Annotated in this window: 10 protein-coding genes; 4 read left to right on the forward strand and 6 right to left on the reverse strand. The window is 56.5% G+C overall.

The window, feature by feature from the left end; all coding sequences use genetic code 11:
• Nucleotides 1-332 precede the first annotated feature (332 nt).
• The 3 genes from E4T21_RS18025 to E4T21_RS18035 form a co-directional block, all read right to left on the reverse strand.
• Nucleotides 333-9,695, reverse strand: a complete 9,363-nt coding sequence (locus E4T21_RS18025; RefSeq protein WP_149286351.1) for an Ig-like domain-containing protein — start codon at nt 9,693-9,695, stop codon at nt 333-335.
• Nucleotides 9,696-10,547: 852 nt separating this feature from the next.
• Nucleotides 10,548-15,248, reverse strand: a complete 4,701-nt coding sequence (locus tag E4T21_RS18030; RefSeq protein WP_149286352.1) for an Ig-like domain-containing protein — start codon at nt 15,246-15,248, stop codon at nt 10,548-10,550.
• A 514-nt stretch (nt 15,249-15,762) separates the two neighbouring features.
• Nucleotides 15,763-16,455: a pyridoxamine 5'-phosphate oxidase family protein gene (locus E4T21_RS18035; RefSeq protein ID WP_187775038.1), complete on the reverse strand. Its 693-nt coding sequence runs from the start codon at nt 16,453-16,455 to the stop codon at nt 15,763-15,765.
• A 106-nt stretch (nt 16,456-16,561) separates the two neighbouring features.
• Here E4T21_RS18035 and pdxR point away from each other — a divergent pair, with 106 nt between their 5' ends.
• Nucleotides 16,562-18,142 (forward strand): MocR-like pyridoxine biosynthesis transcription factor PdxR, encoded by a 1,581-nt coding sequence (pdxR, locus tag E4T21_RS18040; RefSeq protein WP_187775039.1) that lies wholly within the window; start codon nt 16,562-16,564, stop codon nt 18,140-18,142.
• Nucleotides 18,143-18,155: 13 nt separating this feature from the next.
• Here the strand turns inward: pdxR and E4T21_RS18045 are convergent, their stop codons facing one another.
• Genes E4T21_RS18045 through lptF form a run of 3 tightly spaced genes read right to left on the reverse strand, consistent with a single transcriptional unit; the run spans nt 18,156 to nt 20,787 of the window.
• Entirely contained in the window at nt 18,156-18,644 is a 489-nt protein-coding gene (locus E4T21_RS18045; protein ID WP_149286355.1) for an RDD family protein, read from the reverse strand.
• Nucleotides 18,641-19,705 (reverse strand): LPS export ABC transporter permease LptG, encoded by a 1,065-nt coding sequence (gene lptG, locus E4T21_RS18050; RefSeq protein WP_149286356.1) that lies wholly within the window; start codon nt 19,703-19,705, stop codon nt 18,641-18,643. Before lptG ends, E4T21_RS18045 begins: the two co-directional genes overlap by 4 nt.
• Nucleotides 19,702-20,787, reverse strand: a complete 1,086-nt coding sequence (gene lptF, locus E4T21_RS18055; protein ID WP_149286357.1) for an LPS export ABC transporter permease LptF — start codon at nt 20,785-20,787, stop codon at nt 19,702-19,704. Before lptF ends, lptG begins: the two co-directional genes overlap by 4 nt.
• Before the next feature lie 502 nt (nt 20,788-21,289).
• Between lptF and E4T21_RS18060 the strand changes: the two genes are divergently transcribed.
• The 3 genes from E4T21_RS18060 to E4T21_RS18070 all read left to right on the forward strand — a co-directional run bounded on the left by E4T21_RS18060 (nt 21,290) and on the right by E4T21_RS18070 (nt 24,751).
• The gene (locus E4T21_RS18060; RefSeq protein WP_149286358.1) at nt 21,290-22,822 is read left to right on the forward strand and encodes a leucyl aminopeptidase; all 1,533 of its coding nucleotides are present in this window, start codon (nt 21,290-21,292) and stop codon (nt 22,820-22,822) included.
• A gap of 236 nt (nt 22,823-23,058) precedes the next feature.
• A complete protein-coding gene (locus E4T21_RS18065; RefSeq protein WP_240349213.1) occupies nt 23,059-24,153 on the forward strand; it encodes a branched-chain amino acid aminotransferase in 1,095 nt (364 codons plus the stop codon).
• A 151-nt stretch (nt 24,154-24,304) separates the two neighbouring features.
• On the forward strand, nt 24,305-24,751 hold the full coding sequence (locus tag E4T21_RS18070; protein ID WP_149286360.1) for a DNA polymerase III subunit chi: 447 nt from the start codon (nt 24,305-24,307) through the stop codon (nt 24,749-24,751).
• The last annotated feature ends 42 nt before the right edge of the window (nt 24,752-24,793 follow it).

Consider the following 24,793-nt stretch of genomic DNA (forward strand, 5'->3'; position numbering starts at 1 on the left):
AAATGCTGGCATACAACGCAAATAACAAAACTAAGAAAATTCCTACTTCCAAGGATTTAACTTCCTATTGGAGTTAATATGATATCATCTAATATAAATACATATACATTACAGCACAGATACGTCTTATTTAATATAAGGCAGTTATTTGTTTAACTAAAATCCATCAATATATATAGTTATTTATAATTATGCTGAAATAAAAAAAGGACCGTCAAAGACGGTCCAAACCTAGGGGGCATTCATTAAAAACGAGTACAGCCTGCCGCTTTTCGCTGGCGAGGGACATGCCCCCGCCAGCTTGATGCAGTGTACTGCTCTGATAGCTCGCCTTAGTTGACGACCAACTGGTGGTTGGCCAGTAGTGTTGCCAGATCCGTCTGCACACCAGACAACGTCACCATGGTAGTCATCTCATGCACGCTTCCGGTCCCATCACGATCGATAGCAATCTCGGTATCACTGCCTTCCACCGTTACCTTGAGATAGTTGGCCAGCGCCTTGGCATCCACCTCTCCGTCAGCCGCACCTTGGTAGCCACCATCCACCAGCAACTCGCGCAGATCGATACGATCGGCATTCGACGTGGCATCCGCCTTGCCAACGGTAAATCCACTTACACGATCGGCCCCATTGCCACCGGTGGCATCGGTTGCGTCCAGCAGGCGATAGGTCAGGGTGTCATTGCCACCGTTGCCAATGGTGAAGTGATCATTGGCTTGCGTACTTTCCATTATGTCGTCAGTGCTGGTGCCAGCAACGACATTGTCTACCAAGGCTTCTTCATGACTTGTGACCAACGGCGCTGCAACGGGTTCACTCAGCGCGGATGCCACCGCCCCAACATCGTCTCCTGTCACCATGTCATCATGAGCACTCAACAAGTTCAGGCGCGGCTGCAAGTCAGCACCGAAAGAACCACCTTCCACCTTGATATCGTCAAGATAGATCAGCCTGAAAACATCATTTGATCCGACACTAAAGTGTACAGAGGCAAATTCGTTTCCGTACGGCAAGGTTATCGATGTGTACGTTGAGCCATCGGGTGTTTGATAAGTCTTATTCTCTGAATAAATGTATTGGCCTTGGGCATTATAGAAGCGGGCCGTTACAACATCTTCCGAGTCACCATACCTGAAAGAGATCTTATTGGCTGTCCATCCATTATTTAATGTCAGCTGCGCACCAGCATCAGTCACCTTCAGCGCAGATGATTGATTATGGTAGATAATCCCCCCATCACCTTTTGGTATAACCGATGCACTTCCTGTTACTGTAAATAAACCAAACTTAAGCCCTTGTTCCGAACTATACCCCTCAAAATCCTCAGGGTTCTTGAACTTCGGAGCATCAGCATTGGCATCGATCGTCACCATCTGGCTGGCCAAGTTTCCTATATTGCCTGTCTTCGTTTCGATGGTACGAGCCTGGACATTGTGCTGTCCTTCGGACAAGGCACTAGGAACGACATAACTCCAATTGGTCTGGTTGACTGTGGCAAAATCCCAGGTCTTGCCGCCATCGACGCTGACCTGCACGCGGTTACCGGAATACAGAGTATTGCCCAGAGTGCCATGGATCGTCAGGGTCGTGTCACTGGTAATGAAGTCACCAGCCGTACCGGTATCATCTGAAATAGCCGTGATGCGTATGGTGGCCGCCGGAGGTGTAGTATCTACCAGCATTGCCCGCTCTGCATTCGCAACGTTACCGACAGCATCACGCACGGAAGCAGTCACTGTCTGCGTGCCGTTAGCCAGGCCAGCGACATCTCCTGTCGGCACATTAATGGACCAGCTTCCATTGGCCGCCACGGTGGCGGTATAGCTCTTGCCATTCAGCGTGACGTCAACCGACTCACCACCGGAAAGCCCCGAGGTTGCACCACTGACCGTCAGAGCCTGCGTGTACTCAACAGCATTGACAATATCGTCTCCCGCCAGGGTATTGATCGTGATGGTTGGTGCAGAAACATCTACCGTCACCATCTGGCTGGCCATGTTGCCCACATTGCCTGTCTTCGTTTCGATGGTACGAGCCTGGATATTATGCTGGCCTTCGGACAAGGCATTCGGGACGACATAACTCCAATTGGTCTTGTTGACCGTGGCATAATCCCAAGACTTTCCGCCATCGACGCTGACTTGCACGCGGTTACCGGCATACAAGGTATTGCCCAGGGAACCGTGGATTGTCAGCGTCGTGTCACTGGTAATGAAGTCGCCAGCTGTACCGGTGTCATCTGAAATAGCCGTGATGCGTATGGTCGCCGCCGGTGGCGTGGTATCCACCAGTACTGCCCGCTCAGCATTCGCAACGTTCCCGACAGCATCACGCACGGAAGCAGCCACCGTCTGCGTGCCGTTGGCCAGGCCAGCGACATCGCCTGCCGACACATTGACGGCCCAGTTACCATTGGCCGCCACGGTGGCGATATAGCTCTTGCCATTCAGCGTGACGTCAACCGTTTCACCACCAGAAAGCCCAGAGGTCGTACCACTGACTGTGAGTGCCTGCGTGTATTCAACAGCATTGACAATATCGTCTCCCGCCAGGGTATTGATCGCAATCGCCGGCCCTGCAGCATCTACCGTAATGCCAAACACATTGCTTTCAGCAATAACAGCACTATCATCAATACCACTATTATTGCTATCCCACACATAAGCGACTAAATCATGTACGCCGTTGATCAGTGCATTTGTTGATGGCACTGCATAGGACCATGATGTAGCTGTGATCTGAACATCTTGAACAGCAGAGTTAGCTATTACCTGGCCTGTCGATTTATCAGCGATGACCAGTTGATAACCTTCTTTCAGTGGTGCATCCAGAGAACCATACAATGTCGGCGTCGCATCATCCGTGACCGAGCCACTGGCGGTCACGTCACCCGTCGCCGGCCCTTGATCATCAACAAAACCATCGATGGTGATTTCAGAAACGACCGAAGGCGTGGTATCCACCTGCACCGTCCGTTCCGCACTGACGCCCGCTGCCGATGACGAAGCACGTACCAGATAGGAACCATCTCCCAAGCCAGCAATGTCATTGGACGACAGATTGATCTGCCAGCTTCCATCGGCTTGAATCTCTGCCAAAAAAGGCAACTGGGAGCTTTCGCCCGCAACGGAGATGGCAATCTTGGTACCTGCTACCAGACCCGTGCTATCACCACTGATGGTCACCGATGTCGCGGCTTCCTGTGCATCGATGATATCGTCACCCGCGACCACATCAATCGTCAGAGTGGCAGCTGGCTTGGTATCGATGGTCATGGTGACCTGGTCCGGCTGACTCCAGTTTCCTGCCTCATCGATCAGACGCGCCATGACCTCATACTGACCATCCGCCAGCGCCTGCCCGACCGCATACTCCCAGGAGCCATCCGCCGCAGGCGTGGACGCCGTATCCCAGGTCTTACCGCCATCGAGGCTGACTTCCACTCGAATCCCTGCATACGGAGCCGCACCACCGGTGCCTCCGGAAATCACTGGTGTGGTGTCGCTGGTGATGAAGTCACCAACCACTCCGGTATCTTCGGTGATGCTGTCGATGGTGGCGACTCGCACCGGCGGCCTGGTATCCACGATCACGACCTGGCTGGCCATCTTGCCGACATTACCAGCGGGATCGATTGTCCGCGCCATTACGTCATATTGACCATCTGCCAGCGTTTGCTCCGGGGTGTAGCTCCAGTCCCAATTACTGTTTCTCTCGGCATCGTTCCAGGTAGCACCACCATCAAGACTGACTTGAATTTTGTTGCCGGGATATAAGCTGTTATCCGTCGTGACAAGGTGGATCGTCAGCGACGTATCACTCGTGATGAAATCACCGACCACTCCAGTATCATCGGAAATGGCAGTGAATTGGATCCCCGTCGTCGGAGGCACAGTATCCACCGTGACCGAGTGCTGGGTGCTGATGCTATTACCTATTCCGTTGATAGCGCTGGCAGTGATCACCACCTGACCTTCCGGCAAGGCAGCGACATCTCCCGCGGACACGCTCAGTGCCCAGCCACCATCCGCTGCTACCGTGGTGACATAGTCTTTGCCGTTGAGCGCGACGGTGACACTGGTTCCTGCTGCCAGCCCTGAAGAGCCTCCGGTGATCGTCAAGGGCTGTTCATGTTCAACAGCATTGATCACATCGTCCCCTGCCAGCGGGGCCATGATGCTCAGAGCAGCACTATCACTTGCGGCCACTACACTGATGTCACGCGCAGTACTTGCCTGATTACCCGCAATATCTTCTACGGTAGCAATCACGCTGTAATCGCCATCAGCCAGCGCCGAAACATCACTGGCAGGCACGTTCAATGACCAGCGGCCATCGGTCGCCACGGCCGTGGTGTATGTCTTGCCATTTAATGTGATCTGGACTGTCTCGCCGCCATCCAGCCCCTTGGTGGTGCCACTGACCACCAGGGCCTGCCCATGCTCCGTGGCATTGACAATGTCATCTCCTGCCAGAACATCGATGGCGATAGTCGGTGCAGTGGTATCGATGATCATGGTCACCGTGTCCGGCTGACTCCAGTTCCCTGCCGCATCGATCAGGCGCGCCATGACATCATACTGGCCATCTGCCAGTTCCTGCTCGACCGCATACTCCCAGGAGCCATCTGCCGCAGGCGTGGAAGCCGTATGCCAAGTCTTACCACTATCGAGGCTGACTTCCACCCGAATATCGGCATACGGAGCTGCACCACCGGTGCCCCCGGAAATCACTGGCGTGGTGTCGCTAGTGATGAAGTCCCCGGCCACACCCGTATCGTCCGTGATGCTGTCGATAGTAGCGACTCTTACTGGTGGCGTGGTATCCACCGTCATCGTCACCGAGTCTGGCCGACTCCAGTTCCCTGCCGCATCCACCAGGCGTGCCATGACCTCGTACTGGCCATCCGCCAGTTCCTGTTCAACCGCATACTGCCAATAACCACCCGAATTCGGCTTGATACTCCCCTGCCATGTCTTACCACCATCCAAGCTGACCTCTACCCGCATCTCAGGATACGGAGCACCATTTGTGCCTCCCGATATCACTGGCGTAGTGTCGCTGGTGATGAAGTCTCCCACAACGCCGGTATCGTCCGTAATCCCCGTGATATTGGCGACTTTCGAAGGAGGCGTGGTATCCACTGTGATCGTATGCTGGGTGTCAACCGTATTTCCTGCATCACTAGTAGCACTAGCGGCGATGACTACGCTGCCTTCTGGTAAGGCACCGACATCTCCCGCGGGCACGCTAAGTGTCCAGCTACCATCCGACGCCACAACAGCGGCATAGTCCTTGCCATTCAGGCTGACACGCACCACATCACCACCAGCTAGCTCGGTAGAGGTACCACGGATATCCAGCGGCTGGTCATGCTCGGCAGCATTGATCACATCATCACCAGCCAGCGGCGTGGTAATCGTCAGGGTCGGGAACGTATCCGCCGCACTGTCAACATGGATCGTAAAGTCATTACTTCGGGCAATAAGAGTCGAGTTGCCATCTACAGTGGATGACCACGCGAAAACGAATAGGTCATGCACACCATTGGATAGGGCATGATCTTCCGGAAAGGTAAAGGACCAGGACGTATCGGTGATCTGGAAATACTCTGGATTTTTAGTTGAACTCGCTATCACCGCATTATTGGCTTGAGACGCGATGAGAAGCTCATCACCCTCTTTCAGCGGGGCGCTGAGAGAACCGAACAATGTCGGTGTCGCATCGTCTGTTACCGCACCACTGTTTGTCACTTCCCCTGTCACCGGCCCTACATCGTCGATGAAGCCATCGATGGTCAGAGAAAACGCTGGAGTGGACTCCAGCAAAGCACTACGTTCTGCATCATTACGGTTGCCGACACTGTCGGTCGCAGTGGCCGTAACGCTGACCTCTCCTTCAGGCAGGCTCTCCCAGACCTCCGCTGGCACCATCACCGACCAAGCGCTGTCACTGCCTGCTGTGACGGTATACTCATTACCGCCTACCTGAACCACGACCTCCGCGCCCGGCTCTGCTGTGCCACTGATCGCCACGCCGGCCGCCGCCTCCTCGGCATTGATCACGCCATCGTCACTGATCGGGTCGATGGCAAGTGCAGGCAACGCAGTATCCACCGTGACCTGATGGCTGGTATCAACGGTGTTGCCTGCGCTATCCGTGGCACTGGCCGCGATCACTACTGCCCCATCCGGCAAGGCACTGGCATCCGCCGCCGATACAACCAGTGCCCAGCTACCATCCGACGCCACAACAGCGGCATAGTCCTTGCCATTCAGGCTGACACGTACCACGTCATCAGCAGCAAGGCCGGTAGAGGTACCACGGATTTCCAGCGGCTGGTCATGCTCGATGGCATTGATCACATCATCGCCGGCCAACGGCGTGGTAATGGTCAGGGTCGGGAGGTTACCCGCCTCACTGTCGACGTGGATCGAAAAATCATTACTCTCGACGACAAGGCCATAACTGCCATTATCAGGCCTTGGTGCCCATACGTAGGCATATAGGTCATTCACCCCTTCAGGTAGTGCAAAGTCTTCTGGCAGGGCAAAAGACCATGATGAATCCGTGATCTGGAAATCATCCTGGAACACCGGAAGGCTGGAGTTACCGATAACGTCTCCTGTTTTTGAGGCAATGACTAGCTGGTAGCCGTCCTTCAATGGTGCATTGAGAGAACCGAACAGTGTCGGTGTCGCATCGTCTGTCAGCGTGCCACTGGTCGTGACTTCCCCCGTCACCGGCCCCACATCATCGATGAAGCCATCGATGGTCAAGACACTCAGCGAGGTCTCCAGCAGAGCACTGCGTTCCGCGCCACTGCTGTTGCCGACACTGTCGGTCGCAGTGGCTGTAACGCTGATCTCTCCTTCAGGTAAGCTTTCCCAGACTTCTGCAGGCACCATCACCGACCAAGCGCTGTCATCGCCAGCGGTGATGATATATTCGTTATCACCTACCTGAACCACGACCTCCGCGCCAGGCTCTGCCGTACCGCTGATGGGCACGCCAGCCGCAGCCTCCTCGGCATTGATCACGCCATCGTCACTGATCGGATCAATGGCAAGCGCTGGCGGTATGGTATCCACCGTGACCTGATGGCTGGTATCAACGGTGTTGCCTGCGCTATCCGTGGCACTGGCCACGATCACCGCCGTCCCATCCGGCAGCGCACTGACATCCGCCGCCGACATGGCCATGGACCAGCTACCATCCGCTGCAATGCCTGTGCTGTAGGTCTTGCCGTTGAGTTCCACCGTCACCAACGTGCCTGCCGCCAGGCCTGTTGACGCTCCGGTGATCGGCAGGAGCTGCTCATGCTCGGCAGCATTGATCACATCATCACCGGCCAGCGGCGTAGTGATAGTCAGGGTCGGGAGGCCCGATGCCGCTACGGTGATATCACGCTCGACATTCGCCGGATTGCCTGCGGCATCACTCACGCTGGCGGTCACACTATGCTCACCATCCGCCAAAGCCGTGACATCCTTCGCGCCAATGTATAGCTCCCAGTTACCATCCGCACTCACGGTCGTGGTGTAGCTCTTGCCATTCAGCTCGACCGTCACCACTTCGCCGCCAGACAACCCTGTGGTGGTACCGCTGACACCCAGCGCCTGCTGCTGTTCGGCGGCATTGATGATGTCGTCCCCGGCCAGCGGATTCAGCGTCAGGGTCGGAGCTTCGGTATCCAACAGCACATCGCGGGTGGCGCTGCCGGAACTACCTGCGCTGGAAACTTCTGCCGTGACAGGGACGTTGCCATCGGCCAGGTCGGCCCAGGCATCGGCAGAGACTGGCACCGACCAGCTGCCATCGGCAGCCACGTATCCGGTGTATTGCTTACCATCGATGGTCACGGTGACCACCGCACCTGCAGGGGCCTGTGCCGCGGTGCCGGTAATCGCCAGTTCGCTCGCGGCCTCTGCGGCATTGATCTGGTCATCGCCGGTGATCGGGTCGATCACCACGAAGTTGGCACCCTGCTCGGAGTTCACCACCACGAAGTCGGTCGCCTCACCGGTGTTGCCGATCGGGTTAGTGGCGCTCACTGAGACAATTTTCAGGCCGTCATCGAACGTCGACACTTCAAGGCGCGAAAGCCCCAGGAACCAGCTGCCATCGGCTTCGACTTCGGTGGTGTAGTTATGATCACCAATAGAAACATTGACGATCGAGCCTGCATCCAAGCCGGTCGAGGTACCACTGACTTCCAGTGACTGGGACAGTTCAGTCGCATCGATAACGCCGTCACCGGCCAGCGGGCTGTTGATCGTCACCGTCGGGGTCACGGTGTTGACCACCATGGTGTGCTCGCCGCTGGCCGGGTTGCCGGCATGGCTCTCGACCGTGGCGGTCAGCGTGTGCTCGCCATCGCTCAGTGCGGCCACATCACCGGCACGGACCACGACGGACCACTCGCCAGAGGCACTTACGGTGGAGGTGTAGGTCTGGCCATCCAGCTCGACGCTGATCACCTCACCGCCCTTCAGGCCGGTGGTCGTGCCGGAAACTTCCAACGCCTGACCATGTTCAACGGCATTGACGATGTCATCTTCGGCCAGGGTGTTGATGGCCACGCTCGGTATCTGCGTGTCCAGTGTCATCTCACGTGTGGCACTGCCACTGTTGCCGCCAGCGTTGGTCACCGTGGCCGTCACGCTGATGTCACCATCGGTCAGGCGCTGCCAGATATCGGCCGGGACATCCACGCTCCACTGGCCCTGGGCATCGACCACGCCGGTATACTCGCGGTCCAGTACGCTGACCACCACTTCATCGCCTGCCGAGGCGTTGTTCACCGAGCCAGTCACGCTCAGCGGCTGCTGAGCTTCGGCGGCGTTGAGCAGGCCATCGCCAGCCAGTTCATCAATCGTGACCTGCACCCCACCGGTAATGACGAAGACTGAATGACTATCCTGCACCACTGCACCGCTGGCACTCGTAACGCTGGCGGCAATACTGGCCACGCCAGCCGGCACCGCGAGCATGTCCTCGGCCAGTACCACCACCTTCCAGCTACCGTCCGCTTCCACGGCGGTGGAGTAGGTCTTGCCATTCAGCACCACCAGCACCACATCATCCGTCTGCAGACCAGTGGAGGTACCGGTAATTTCCAGGGCCTGACCATATTCGGCGGCACTGATGACGTCATCACCCGCCAGGGGCGCGTCAATGCTCAGGCTCGGGACCTCGTCGGCCAGCAGCACAGGCGCTTCGGCCTGCAGGGTGGAGACTTGTGCGTCTGCCTGCCCTTCAGCCTGTTCTTCACCTTGTGCTTCAGCCAGTTTTTCACTATTAGCATTGGCCAGGGTCTGGGCCAGGGCCTCCGGAAGCGCGGTCAGTTGCGGTGTCAGCACGACGGCCTCATCGGCAGATGCCGCGGCCGCCTGGACCTGGGCTTGAGAAAAGGTGACGTGGGTGGCCGTCTGCAGCGTGCTGCCAAATACCAGATCACTTGTCTGGCCCTGGGCATCCGCCTGGAAGAACTGGGACAGTTGAATAACACGCTCGTCATTATGAATCAGCAGGTCATCACCCTGACGGGCGTAGCTGACAACACTGCCGGCTGACTCATGCACTCGCACCACACTGGGTGTATCGAGTACCAAAGTGACGATCCCATGGGTCGAAGAAATGGACTGACGCACATGCTGATCACGGCTGATAATGTCAATCATTGAGGGCATAATAAGCCTCCTTGTCTCGATGCAATACAAGTCAAATATGGGAAATCGGGAAATAGGCAAGAAAAACGGCTACTGCCTGGGGCACGACAAGCGATAACCCCGTAGTTTGATGACGCGAGCTTTGATAGCCAGCTGCTAATAATCCAGCTTTAAAACCCAGTCTATATAACCAGGCATTTATCACCGAACATATTAAAACTATTTAGCCAATATTTGTTATCCAACACTTCTTACAACTCCTCTTGACTAATGCTTTTTTACCACTCTCAATCCACATACTTTCTATTCACCACCCTCATGCTGACCACACCCGATCGGGCCACAAAAAGCACGCCACCTTACATTGAAAACGGTTATATCAATCTGCATAAACACTATGACAAAACACACTAAACAAGGAACAAACGCACCTCTTTAAACCATTCACAAATAGCCTAAAGAGGGAAGGAAAATACAACAAAATAGCAAAAAAAATCCTACAACAATCATAACCTTATGTTTTTTATGAGAAACATATTATTCATCTATAATATTATCTGGAACTACAGCATATACCGGACCTAAAACCGGCATATGATCACAACCTTCAGGCAATGATGGAGCAGACTCATGACAAAGCATCAGAGAAGAGACCATAAGATCGACTCCGGCTGATACAGGTATTCTCTCCCTTGAAGGGCCTATTGATACTTCCAGTTCGAAAAAGCAAAAGACATGCAAGTTGAGATGGCATGAAAAAAGGGCCGCTATGGCGGCCCAAGGTTACCCACTAGGGATGGGTAGGGAATGGAAATTTCACTTTGTACGACACATCAGCCTGGCCCACGGAGGTTCCTCCGCGGGCCAGGTGACTTAGCTAACCACCAGCTGATGATTGGCCAACAGCGTGGCCAGGTCCGTCTGCACACCGGAAAGCGTCGCCAAGGTGGTCATCTCATGTGTGGTACCCGCGGCACCATCACGGTCGATGGCAATCTCGGTATCGCTGCCTTTTACTGTCACCTTGAGATAGTCGGCCAGCGCCTTGGCATCCACCTCACCACCGGCAGCACCTTGATAACCGCTGTCGGCCAGCAGCTCACTGAGATCGATACGGTCAGCATCCGACGTGCTATCCGCCTTGCCGACAGTAAAGCCTCCGACATGATCAGCACCGTTACCACCCGTGGCATCGGTCGCATCCAGCAGGCGATAAGTCAGGGTGTCATTGCCACCGTTGCCAATGGTGAAGTGATCGTTGGCGGCAGTACTTTCCAGCTGATCATCATTCACCGTGCCAGCAATGGTGCTGTCGTCAGTATCCAGAGCTGCATTGTGGAGCGCTGTGATATCGTCCCCTTGGAGGCTCTCGATTCCTTCATGCTGAACAGCAGCCACGTCAGGGCTATATTGCCATGCGAAATTATCTATGACGACTCCTGCCATTTCATCTTCTATATTAAATCGGATGTGGTCAATATGAACTCCTTCAGGTGCTTCATAGGTAAAGTTGTAAGGTCCTGATGGGCCAACTTCGTTTATTCCTGTCAGCTTTTCTGTCGCAATACGATTACCATTGGCATCATAGATCTCGACAAAAGCGTCATAGTTCACATACTTGTATTGGAACGAGAAAGAATCAATCAAGCCACCAAACGATACATCACCAATGCTTCCTTCTCCGGCACTACCAGCTTCAGTGACATAACCCTTGGCAATTATTGATGTGCCTTGAATAGGGTCAATTGCGACTTCAAATACACTCCCACTTTCCTTGCCAACATTATTTTTAACTCCAGTCAACGTCAGACCTGAAGCATAGGTATATGATTCTCCTTCGCTAATATAGGAAGTGCCTGCTTCAAAATCTTCCGTCCCAACTTTACTCCCCCATACGAAGTTGTCCATGACAACTCCCGCCGCTTCATCCTCAAAGTCAAATCGGATGTGGTCGACATAGACGCCTTCCGGCGCGTCATATGAGAAAATGTAAGGTCCAGAGGGACCAATTTCATTGATACCAGTCAGTTGCTCTGTCGTAATAAGGTTTCCATTGGCATCATAGATTTCTACAAAAGCATCATAATTTACATACTTGTATTCGAAAGAAAATGAATCAACCAACCCACCAAATGATGCTCCCCCTATACCTCCCTCTCCAGGATTTCCTGATATATTGGAATAACCTCTAGAAATGATTGAGGTACCTTGGATCGGACTAGGAGCCTCTTCATATACGAGGCCGTCTCCAGCTCGACCTTTAATTCCTGTTAACGTTAGGCCTGAAGCATAAGTGTATGACTCTCCTTCCTGAAGAGAAGGGGATCCTTCTACTTCAAAATTCTCCGAGCCTCTGACAAGAGTCAGTTGAGCATCGACAGTCAAGACACGCTCTGTACTCTCAGCATTCCCAGCAGCATCATTCACCGAAGCCGTGACGGTATATTCCATATTCTTCAGTGCTGAAACATCATCTGCTGGGACGTTCAGCGACCAAGTACCATTGGTCGCCACAGCCGCGGTATAGCTCTTGCCATTCAGCGTGACTTGAACTTGCTCGCCACCAACAAGACCACTGGTAGAACCACTAACGATCAACGCCTGCTTATGTTCAGTGGCATTGATGATATCGTCTTCTGCCAGGGTCCCGATCACAATAGTCGGCGCAGTGGTATCCACAACCATGGTCACCGTATCTGGCTGGCTCCAGTTCCCTGCGGCGTCGATCAGACGTGCCATGACATCGTACTGACCATCCACCAGGTCCTGTTCGACCGCATATTCCCAGTAGCCATCCGCCGCGGGTGTGGAAGCCGGCTGCCAGGTCTGACCACCATCCAGACTGACCTCCACCCGGATATCGGGGTTCGGAGCCGCCCCACCGGTGCCGCCCGAGATCACCGGCCTGGTGTCGCTAGTGATGAAGTCGCCCGCGGTCCCGGTATCCTCTGTGATGCCCGTGATCGTAGCGACTCTCACCGGCGGCATGGTATCCACCGTGACCTGATGACTGGTATCAACGGTGTTGCCTGCGCTATCCGTGGCACTGGCCACGATCGTCGCGATGCCATCAGGCAGAGCCCCCACATCCTCGACGGGTACGATCAGCGTCCAACTGCCATCGACCTCTACCGTGGCGGAGTAGTTCTTGTCATTCAGGGTGATATTGACTGGCTCTCCAGCGGTAATGCCTGTGCTGGTACCTCTGATTTCCAGCGGTTGGTCCTGCTCTGCGGCATTGATCACACCATCACCTGCCAGCGGCGTAGTGATGGTCAAGGTTGATTGGCTGGCCGCCGCTACGGTGACATCACGCTCGACATTCGCCGGATTGCCTGTGGCATCGCTCACACTGACGGCCACGGTATGCTCACCATCCGCCAGAGCCATGACATCCTTCGCGCCGATATACAGTTCCCAGTTACCATCCGCATCCACGGTCGTGGTGTAGCTCTTGCCATTCAGCTCGACCGTGACCACTTCGCCGCCAGTCAGACCTGTAGTGGTGCCGCTCACCCCCAGCGCCTGCTGCTGTTCGGCGGCATTGATGATGTCGTCCCCGGCCAGCGGGTTCAGGCTCAGGGTCGGGGCTTCGGTATCCAACAGCACATCGCGGGTGGCGCTGCCGGAACTGCCTGCACTGGAGACTTCCGCGCTAACCGTGACATTGCCATCGGCCAGGTCGGCCCAGGCATCGGCAGAGACCGGCACCGACCAGCTGCCATCGGCAGCCACGTATCCAGTGTATTGCTTACCATCGATGGTCACGGTGACCACCGCACCTGCTGGGGCCTGTGCCGCGGTGCCGGTAATCGCCAGTTCGCTCGCGGCCTCTGCGGCATTGATCTGGTCATCGCCGGTGATCGGGTCGATCACCACGAAGTTGGCACCCTGCTCGGAGTTCACCACCACGAAGTCGGTCGCCTCACCGGTGTTGCCGATCGGGTTAGTGGCGCTCACTGAGACAATTTTCAGGCCGTCATCGAACGTCGACACTTCAAGGCGCGAAAGCCCCAGGAACCAGCTGCCATCGGCTTCGACTTCGGTGGTGTAGTTATGATCACCAATAGAAACATTGACGATCGAGCCTGCATCCAAGCCGGTCGAGGTACCACTGACTTCCAGTGACTGGGACAGTTCAGTCGCATCGATAACGCCGTCACCGGCCAGCGGGCTGTTGATCGTCACCGTCGGGGTCACGGTGTTGACCACCATGGTGTGCTCGCCGCTGGCCGGGTTGCCGGCATGGCTCTCGACCGTGGCGGTCAGCGTGTGCTCGCCATCGCTCAGTGCGGCCACATCACCGGCACGGACCACGACGGACCACTCGCCAGAGGCACTTACGGTGGAGGTGTAGGTCTGGCCATCCAGCTCGACGCTGATCACCTCTCCGCCCTGCAGGCCGGTGGTCGTGCCGGAAACTTCCAGCGCCTGACCATGTTCAACGGCATTGACGATGTCGTCTTCAGACAGGGTGTTGATGGCCACGCTCGGTATCTGCGTGTCCAGTGTCATCTCACGTGTGGCACTGCCACTGTTGCCGCCAGCGTTGGTCACCGTGGCCGTCACGCTGATGTCACCATCGGTCAGGCGCTGCCAGATATCGGCCGGGACATCCACGCTCCACTGGCCCTGGGCATCGACCACGCCGGTATACTCGCGGTCCAGTACGCTGACCACCACTTCATCGCCTGCCGAGGCGTTGTTCACCGAGCCAGTCACGCTCAGCGGCTGCTGAGCTTCGGCGGCGTTGAGCAGGCCATCGCCAGCCAGTTCATCAATCGTGACCTGCACCCCACCGGTAATGACGAAGACTGAATGACTATCCTGCACCACTGCACCGCTGGCACTCGTAACGCTGGCGGCAATACTGGCCACGCCAGCCGGCACCGCGAGCATGTCCTCGGCCAGTACCACCACCTTCCAGCTACCGTCCGCTTCCACGGCGGTGGAGTAGGTCTTGCCATTCAGCACCACCAGCACCACATCATCCGTCTGCAGACCAGTGGAGGTACCGGTAATTTCCAGGGCCTGACCATATTCGGCGGCACTGATGACGTCATCACCCGCCAGGGGCGCGTCAATGCTCAGGCTCGGGACCTCGTCGGCCAGCAGCACAGGCGCTTCTGCCTGCAGGACGGAGACTTGCACGTCCGCCTGCCCTTCACCCAGCGTTTCATCACCGACATTCGCCAGGGTCTGGGCCAGGGCCTCCGGAAGTGCAGCCAGTTGCGGCGTCAGTACCACGGCCTCATCGGCAGATGCTGCGGCCGCCTGGTCCTGGGCTTGAGAAAAAGTGACGTGGGTGGCTGTCTGAAGTGTGTCGCCAAGCACCAGATCACTTGTCTGGCCCTGGGCATCCGCCTGGAAGAACTGGGACAGTTGAATGACACGCTCGTCATTATGAATCAGCAGATCGTCACCCTGACGGGCGTAGCTGACGACACTGTCGGCTGACTCATGCACTCGCACCACACTGGGTTCTACAATCTGAAGAGTGACGGTGTTGTCCAATGAGGAAATCACCCGGTGCTGGGAGCCAGCACGGCTAATAAGTTCGATTGTCATTTTCATGAAAGAGTCTCTTGCCTCCTAGGGTACGGGGTAGCAACACCAATATTTGCCCCCCAACAACGTCCGCTCTTTTCTTGAGTCAGCCTTGAACAAGGAACATCAAGAACACCAGCCCATGCCCAAAATAGGCCGGTAAGCACACGCATACTTGGCAGAGAAGTCTGTCACAGCCGACATTCCATAAAACCGGGATGCTTCCTACATGAAATTGCCACACCTCGTACTACGGAGGGAAAAAATCCAATGAAACTCACTAAATTGTACTAACAAGAGGGTAACGGCATGAATTTATTGAATAATCTCACATACCTATAATAACAAGTGGCACTAAAAAGAATTAATACAGTAGTGCTATAACGCACTACAAGCAGACCGAAACATACTGATTTGAAAAGAGACAGGGTCCGCGAGTACTTCCACGAAAATACTCACGCCCCTGCCAACCATTCCATCAAGATTCATGAAGATTGCTGTCCAGCATAGTTAGACAGCCCGATTAGACAGGCCACCATGATTAGAAAAGCCCCTCACCCAGCACTGGTCTCTCCTGCTCCTTGGTCACATGTGAATCCGGCAAGGCCTTGCCCCATATAGACTCCCTCGGCACGACGCCTGCCCAAGCTGGCCAGTCAAGGTCAGCCTCATCGTCGACCGGCATACCACTACGCACCTTCAGGGACGCTTCATTGATTGGAATACGCGACACACCTGTCGCTGCCAACTCCTGACGGGTCATCGGGCGTAGCTGTGCCCACCGGCCTGGGTACAGCTTGTCCACAAAACGCTCCAGATGAAGGGCTTTCTGTTCGTCGTTGGTGATTTCCTCTGGTATCCCGAACAGGGTCAACGAGCGATAGTTCACCGAATGATGGAAGGCTGAACGTGCCAGCACCAAGCCATCCAATGCACAGATATTGATGGAAACCTCTGTATTTCCACGGCCTTGACCAGGACTGACGACGTTTCGAGCCAGTCGATGCCCATGCCAATACAGGTGATCACCTTCTCGCCAATGACAGGTCGGCGTGACCACGACATGTCCTTCCACCAAATGAGCCAGGTGACACACTACGCTATGGTCGATCAACGCATAGGCCGCTTTGCGATCAAAGGATGCCCGATTGGCACCACGCTTGATTTTGGTGCGGCCGGTTACCTTCAAGTCCGGCATGCTGTTTTGATCTGACATGACACTTTCATCTGACATGATGCTCTCCTCTAGCCATGTAGAAATTTGCTCGTACGAAACTCGCTGGTCCGCAAGAGATTGTTCCAGACTAAACTGACCTGGATACTCAGAAGAGAGCCAGTTGGTGAAAAAAATACAAGGCCAGAAGAAGCTGACAGCTTCCGGACTGCGACTCACTTGGAGTCGCAACGGAACCGCCATCTATGCGCAGTTGATCGAACAGGTCATTGCCGCGATTCACGACGGCCGGTTGCAGCCAGGGGAGCGTTTACCATCATCGCGCCAGCTCGCTGATACCTTGGGGGTGTCGCGCACTACAACGGCCCGTGCGCTGGACCAGCTACTGGCTGAAGGCTATGTCACCAGCGAGCCACGCCGCGGCTTGTTCATCGCTCACTCTGCCACTGATCTTGCCCGGCCCAGTTCACGCCGTTCTATCTCTCCCTCTCGCGTGATCACGGAACCTGCTCGCCCTTCCCGCTTCACCGAGACAGCCTCTGGCATGCCACACTCTCCCGGAGAGACCCGTTATCGGCTGTCTGCACTTCCTGACTATCGCTTGTTCCCTGCCCGTGCCTGGGCAGCCAGCCTGCGCCGTAGCTGGCTATCTCCCTCACGGGAAGTCTTGCACGGTAGTGCTCCTGGTGGGCTGTTCGTGTTGCGCGAGGCGATTGCGGAATACCTTCATCAGGTACGTGGCGTGACGGTAGCCGCTCAGCAGATTGTCGTTACCGGCGGCAACCGCGATTCATTGAGCCTGGTCTGCCATGCTCTGAAGATCACCGCTGCGGATGCTGGCTGGTGGCTCGAAGCCCCTTGTTACCCCCCCATACGCGAAGCCATTGACCATTACGGCAAACATGCCCGCTGGCTGGCCCTGGATGATGAAGGACTGACGCTTCCTCCTGGCCCAGGGCCTGACATAGTGGTCTGCACCCCTTGTCAGCATTTCCCCTTGGGTACAGGCATGAGCCGCCAGCGCCGCCAAGCGTGGCTACAGCGCTTGTCAGAGGGGAACACCTGGATGGTAGAAGATGATTACGACAACGAATTCCGCTACGAAGGTGCGGCTACAGTCCCGCTGTTCCAGGCTGACCATTCCGAGCACACCCTGCTGCTGGGCAGCTTTTCAAAGGTGATGTTCAAGGGCTTGAGACTGGGCTATATCGTCGCCCCTCCCAGCATGTGCGCCACTCTTGAAGCTTCGCAAAGTGCATTGGGCAATACGGCCTCGTTGGCCATGCAGCCTGCTCTGGCAGATTTCATGCATCAGGGGAATTTCGGACGCCACCTGAACCGTATGCGCAGACATTATCGCCAACGACGGGATGCATTGCTGGTGCTGCTGGAAGAGTACTTGTCGACGTGGTGCGAGTGGGATTTGCCCGCTGGGGGTATGCATGTTCTGGTACGGCTACGTCCGCCGCTCAATGAAGCACTTCCAGAGAGCAGGGTACCTTCTGACAAGACTCAGGCAACCACAAGGTCCTGGGACCAGTGGATTGCAGAGACATTACGTCATGAGGGCATCGCGATCGACCCGCTGTCACGCTATTACCCAGCCGACAGAGGCTCTCCGGCCAACCGCGGTCAGGACATATTGGTGAGGACGGGGTTCATTCTCGGTTTTACCGACTGGAATGAGGCAGATGCACACCATCTGCTGGGGCGCCTGAGAAACGCATTGGAGCATCTGGTGACATGAAGGGAGGGTCAGGTCAGGATCCACTACCTTTTACAGCCTTGGGCAGTACCACCACCTGACTGCCTGAGACCATATCGCTCCAGCTGCGCCGCTGGCCATCGAACAGTACCCACAGATACCCCAGGCCAAACACCAGGAAAGACAGCGTGCCCACAGCGAACCGTATCATGGCCTGGCGCAGGCTGATGGGGGCTCCGTCCTGTCCTTGTACCCGCAGGCGCCAGGCCTGCATGCCGAGTGTCATGCCCCCCCGGCACCAGAAGAAGGCAAAGAACAGAAATGCCGAACCCAGCATCAACATGCGCAAGGTAAAGACTTGCCAGTTTCCCTGTCCTACCGCTTCTGCTGGCAGACCAAGCAGCTTGCGCACCACCAGCACATGCAATGCGCTGATAGCGACCCAGATGGCCAGCACCAGGAAGCCATCGTAAAGCATGGCGCCAAGGCGCCGGCCAAGTCCCGCCGGCCATACATCGTCGAGTTGGGTGAAGTACCTGCTCATCCGCTGCGCCGCAGCAGGTACAAACCGAACACCACGCAGAGCATCGTCGGCGCCAGCACTGCCCAGGCTGGAGAAAAACCGAACACAGTAGAAGCCGGCGCCAGCAGGTCCTGCATGTACTTGAAAATCAGGCCGGTGATTACGCCATAGAACACCCTGGTGCCGGCAGCCACACTGCGTAGCGGACCGAACACGAAAGAGGCAGCGACCAGCACCAGAGAAGCCATGGTCAGCGGCATCAGCACCTTCTGCCAGAAATACAGCAACGGCTGTGTCGCCCCTTGACCTTCCGCTTCCAGATACTGGGCATAGGCCCACAGTTCGGAAGGCGCCTGGGTTTCTACATCCCGCAGCAGGCGTGCCAGCTGCTGGGGCGACATGGCCGTATCCCAGCGCATGGTAGGCACGACCTCAACCCGCGTGCTGTCCTCGCTGATGTGTGTCACGGCAACCTCCTGGAGCTGCCAGTGATCATCCTGCCAGACAGCCTGCTTGGCCGTGGTCACGGAAAGCAACTTGTGGTTGTCGAAGTGGTACCGGGTCACGCCAAGCACGGTGTCATCGGAACGAATCGTGGCGAAACGGTAGAAGTCATCCCCTTCGCGCTGCCATCCCCCCCTTTCGGTAATCAAGGTGCCTGCACCTTGCTGCTTCTGCACTCTCCAGGCTTCGGCAAACTGTTCCGTACGGGGACTGACGAACTCGGCAACACATAGCACGATGACGACAACCAGAATGATCGGCTTCATCACGCCCCACAGGATGCGGGTCAAGGAACGCCCTGCAGCACGCATCACTGTCAGTTCATTGCTCGACGCCATGCTACCCAGGCCAATCAGGGCACCGATCAACACGCCCACTGGCGAGTACTGGTAAAAACGCCAAGGCAGACGCATGCACAGATAGACCAATACATCGAAGGCACCATAACCCCCTTCGATATCACCGAGGTTATCGATATAGGCAATGATCAGGTCGAGGCCTAACAGCACTACCTGCACCACGATGATGGCAAAGAGAACATTGCGAGCGATGTAGCCATCCAGGCGATCGAGAATCATCCGCTCATCCCCTTGCGTTGGGCATTGAAGGTCAACAGCAGGCCAATGGCCAGGAACGCCAGGTGAATCGGCCACATGCCGATCACTCCTGGAATCTTGCCTTTACCTACAGCATCCATGGTCGCCAGCAACAGGCTGAGATAGGCCACATAGATGAAGATCGCCGGCAGCAGCTTGGCAAAACGACCCTGGCGTGGATTGACCTTGGACAACGGCATCGCCAGCAATGTCAGGATCAGCACCATCACCGGAGCGCCCAAGCGCCACTGTAGCTGCGCCATGGCTTCTGGATCGTCGATGCCTTTCAGCAAATCCGTTGTGGTCGCAAACTCGGCATCATCGGTCTCGACCGCTTCGGAAGCCCTCGTCAGGCGCACAGCATAAGTGCCGAACTCCAGGCGCTCTGCTTCGGCACGCCCAGCTTCCACGCTATAGCGGTCACCATCTTCAAGTACCAGATAGCGGCTACCGGTATCCTCGTCGGTAGTCTGGTACCCCAGGGAAGCGCGAGTCACCACGTTTTCCGGCGTTCCATCACTACGCTTCTGGGATTCACTGATGAACACTTCCTGCAGGCGTCGGTCATCCTCGTCCACATCATTGGCATAGGCAGTCCGCCCACTGCCGAAGCTCTGGAAGCGTCCAGGCGTCAGTGACGAGAAATCCACATTGCTGCGCTGCTCTTCCAGCAGCAGCTCGTTATGCAGCGAGCTTGTCGGAGTCAACCACATGCTGCACGCCCCCACCAGGACAGCAACGATGAGGGCTGGCAGCAGGGTCACGGTCAACAGCCGGTTGGGGCTGGTGCCACAGGCCACCAGCACAGTGATCTCACTGTTGAGGTAAAGCTGTCCGTACGCCAGCAGGATGCCCAGAAAGAAAGACAGCGGCAGAATCAGCTCAAGAAATCCTGGCATGTGGAACAGCATCAACGTTCCCAGGATGCTGACAGGAATATCGCCATCAGCGGCGCTGGTGAAGTAGCGAATGAAGCGACTGCCCATGATGACCAGCAACAGCACGCCCGCCACAGCAGACATGGTCAGCAGGATCTCGCGCGTCAGATAACGAAATATGATCAAACTTTACTCCTGGGCTCCTGGGCTCCTGGCCAAAGGCATCACGCCTTGTGCTTGTTCCATCTCGTACTTTCCCGTCTTGTACTTTCCCGTCTTGTACTTTTTCATCTCGTCCTTGCCTAGTGTAACCACCCTTCGACCACCAGGGGGTGCCGACTTGATAATACTGCTCATATCGTCGACCTTAATCACCTGCGCCGATAACCATGCATTGCCGGCAATGCGTGGGGTACACTGGCCAGGAGGCGACAACGGAAACTCAGAGTGAAGAGAGTGCTGACCCAGCATGACAAGCGAAGGCCAGGCTGTTTGAAACCCTCCGAGATCGTAAGCATGCTTTAAAAATCAGCAGCTTACGGAGAACTTCCGGAAAGTTTCAATCGCACAGGACCTAACGTGCAGTTGCGTTGGCGGTTGAGCCAATAGTGCGTCAGCAGTCTCGTGAACAGTGTTTCCTATGCCTGCATTATCCCGAATCCCTCTCAGCTTGTCTTGTGGAGTCAGCATGGAATTCCCTGTTACGACGGCCAACCCTGTCAAAGTCGAAACCGCCTGCATGGTGGTCCCGGTGTTCAAGGACGGCGAACTGCTCCCGGCTGCAGCCAAGCTCGACGACGCCAGCGAGCGCCTGATACAGCAACTGATCGAGCGCGGCGACTTCACTCCTGGACTGGGCAAAGTACAGTTGGTTCCGTTTGCTCCCGGCCTGTCTGCGGAGCGCCTGCTGTTGGTCGGCCTTGGTGAGCGCGCAAAATTTCAGGAAGGTGCCTTCTGCAAAGCGGCCGATGCAACGTTCACAGCTCTGGGACAACTCAAGCTCGACGACGTTGCCGTGACCCTGACCGATGCACCGGTTGAAGAGCGTGACGTCGGCTGGAAAGCTGGCAAGATTGCCGAAAGCGCGCTGCGAGCCCGCTACCAGTTCAACGATTTCAAGAGTGAACCCGCCCCTGCTCCGACCCTCGAGAGTGTCGGCATCCTGCTCAGCAACGGGGATGACATCGATGTCGCGCAGCAAGGTGCTCGCATCGGTGAGGCCGTGGGCCAAGGCATCAACCTGACACGCCAGTTGGGCAACCTGCCCGGCAATGTCTGCACCCCACGCTACCTGGCGGCTCAGGCCGAGCGCATGGCGGCAGAATCTGGCGGCGCCATGTCCGCGGAAATTCTCGACGAGGAAGCCCTGGAGGCCCTCGGCGCCCACTCTCTGCTGTCCGTGGGCCGTGGCAGTGAAGAACCCTCACGCCTGATCGTGATGCACTATCGCGGTGCCGATGATGCCGAGGAAGCCCCGCATGTGCTGGTTGGCAAGGGCATCACCTTCGATACCGGCGGTATTTCGATCAAGCCCGGCGCCGGCATGGACGAAATGAAATTCGACATGTGTGGTGCCGCCAGCGTTTTCGGCACCATGGCCGCTATTCTTGCCATCAAACCCAAACTCAATGTGATCGGTGTCGTTGCCAGTGCCGAGAACATGCCCGATGGCCGTGCCACCAAGCCCGGCGATATCATCAAGACCCTCAAGGGCCTGTCCGTGGAAGTGCTCAACACCGATGCCGAAGGTCGTCTGGTGTTGTGTGATGCGCTGACCTATGCCGAACGCTTCAAGCCAGCCAGCGTAGTCGATATCGCCACCCTTACCGGCGCCGCGATCATCGCCCTGGGCCACCAGGCGACAGGGCTGATGGCGAATGATGATGACCTGGCGCTGGACCTGCTCGATGCCGGCGTAACTGCCTGGGACCGCGCCTGGCACCTGCCACTGTGGGACGAATATCAGGAACAGTTGGATTCCAACTTTGCCGATCTGGCCAATATCGGTGGCCGGCCGGCTGGCACCATCACTGCCGGCTGCTTCCTGTCGCGTTTCGCCACCGAATACCCCTGGGCCCATCTGGATATCGCCGGTACGGCCTGGAACAGTGGCAGCAACAAGGGGGCTACTGGTCGCCCTGTGGCATTGCTGACTCGTTACCTGCTTGACCGTGAAAACGAGCTCAGCGGCATCGAGAATGAAGCAGGCGGCTCCGAGTAACGGCGGTCTACTCGGGCTATACACGATCAAGAACGCGATACGATCAAGAACCGCAGTAAGACCCAAAACCACGACACGGCGCCTGACTACCTCAGTCTGGGCTTCCACAACCTAAGGGCGCTGTGTCATTCTGAAAATATTGGGCGACACTGATTATGGTGTCGCCCGCCTTTTTCCCCGAGACGATAGGCACCGGCCATCGCCACGGTGAGACTCGTTTTTTTGGAGAACGCCCCGTGTCCACCCAAGGTTTCTCGCTCGAACCCTCAGCCAAGCCGACTGCCGAAAGCGTCCTTGCCAGCATCCTTGAGAATCCCGGCTTCGGTCGTTACTTTACTGACCATATGGCCCATATCCGCTGGACAGAAGCAGACGGTTGGCACGGCCATCAGGTGCGCCCCTACGGCCCCCTGACCCTGGACCCCGCAGCGTCGGTGCTGCATTACGCCCAGGAAATCTTCGAAGGCATCAAGGCCTATCGCCATGCCGATGGCAGCGTCTGGACCTTCCGTCCGGAAAAGAATGCGGCACGCTTCCGCACCTCGGCCCGTCGCCTCGCGCTCCCCGAGCTGTCCGATGAAGACTTTCTCGGTGCCATCAAGGCCCTGGTCACTCAAGACAGAACCTGGGTGCCTACTCCCGCCAGTGAAGCGGAAGAGTCCAGCCTTTATCTGCGCCCATTCATGATTGCCAGCGAGGCTTTCCTGGGAGTCCGCCCGTCCAAGGAAGTCGACTTCTACGTCATTGCTTCCCCCGTGGCGGCATATTTCAAGGGCGGCGTGAAACCGGTATCCATCTGGCTGTCGTCCAACTACAAGCGTGCGTCTCCCGGAGGCACCGGTGCGGCCAAGTGCGGCGGCAACTACGCAGCGTCCCTGCTGGCGCAGAAAGAAGCTGCCGAGCATGGCTGCGACCAGGTCGCCTTCCTGGACGCCGTCGAAAACACCTGGATCGAAGAGCTGGGCGGCATGAACCTGTTCTTCGTCACCAAGGATGGTCGTCTGGTGACGCCTCGCCTGACCGGCACCATTCTGGAAGGCGTAACCCGTGACTCTCTGCTGACCCTGGCCAAGGAAGAAGGCCTGACACCAGAGGAACGCCCGATCAGTATCGATGAATGGCGTGATGGCGTCGCTTCCGGAGAGATCACGGAAGTCTTTGCCTGCGGTACCGCCGCCGTCATTACCCCCATTGGCAAGCTGGTCAGCGAAAACGGCACCATCGAACATCCGGAAGGCAATCAAGTTGCTGCCCGCCTGCGCAAACGCCTGCTGGATATCCAGTACGGCCGCGCCGAAGATACGCATGGCTGGCTGACTCGCCTGGCTTAAGCCATCAAGCATCGAGCCACGAGCTTCGAGTCGCGAGCCAGTAGGCTCGTAGCTCGTAGCTCGTAGCTCGTAGCTCGTAGCTCGTAGCTCGTAGCTCGTAGCTCGTAGCTCGTAGCTCGTAGCTCGTAGCTCAAATTATCAGACCCCGGCCATGACCAAAGTCGATTTCTACATACTTCCCGATACCACCCTCGAGGCGCGCCTGGATTTCGCCTGTCGCCTGACCGAAACCATCGCTCGTAAAGGTTATCGGCTTTACCTGTTCGCCGAAGACGAGCGCATGGCGCGTGAACTGGATGACCGCTTGTGGGACTTCCGCCCGGATGCCTATGTGCCCCATGCGCTGGAAGGCAGTGACGAAGCTCAGGGTGTGGCCATTACCATCGGTTGGCAGGGCCCCCCGGCCAGCCTCGACCCGCCCCCTCAGGCCATGCTCAACCTGTCTCCGGAAATACCCGAGTGGTTCTCGCGTTTTGAACGGGTGGCAGAAATCATCAACCAGCATCAGGAGGTGCTCAGCACCAAACGTGAATGCTGGAAGACCTACAAGCAACGCGGCTATCCCGTGACACCACATCACTTGAATGGACAGCGGTAGGCAACAGCTACTACTGGGCCAAATGGCTCTGGCCCAGTGATA

The sequence above is a fragment of the Halomonas binhaiensis genome (assembly GCF_008329985.2).
In the GTDB taxonomy this organism is placed as follows: domain Bacteria; phylum Pseudomonadota; class Gammaproteobacteria; order Pseudomonadales; family Halomonadaceae; genus Halomonas; species Halomonas binhaiensis.

Coding starts and splice junctions, on each gene's coding strand:
- E4T21_RS18030 (WP_149286352.1), bottom strand. CDS start 15,248: ATGAAAATGACAATCGAACTTATTAGCCGTGCTGGCTCCCAGCACCGG.
- E4T21_RS18035 (WP_187775038.1), bottom strand. CDS start 16,455: ATGTCAGATGAAAGTGTCATGTCAGATCAAAACAGCATGCCGGACTTG.
- lptG (WP_149286356.1), bottom strand. CDS start 19,705: ATGATTCTCGATCGCCTGGATGGCTACATCGCTCGCAATGTTCTCTTT.
- E4T21_RS18060 (WP_149286358.1), top strand. CDS start 21,290: ATGGAATTCCCTGTTACGACGGCCAACCCTGTCAAAGTCGAAACCGCC.
- E4T21_RS18025 (WP_149286351.1), bottom strand. CDS start 9,695: ATGCCCTCAATGATTGACATTATCAGCCGTGATCAGCATGTGCGTCAG.
- E4T21_RS18045 (WP_149286355.1), bottom strand. CDS start 18,644: ATGAGCAGGTACTTCACCCAACTCGACGATGTATGGCCGGCGGGACTT.
- E4T21_RS18070 (WP_149286360.1), top strand. CDS start 24,305: ATGACCAAAGTCGATTTCTACATACTTCCCGATACCACCCTCGAGGCG.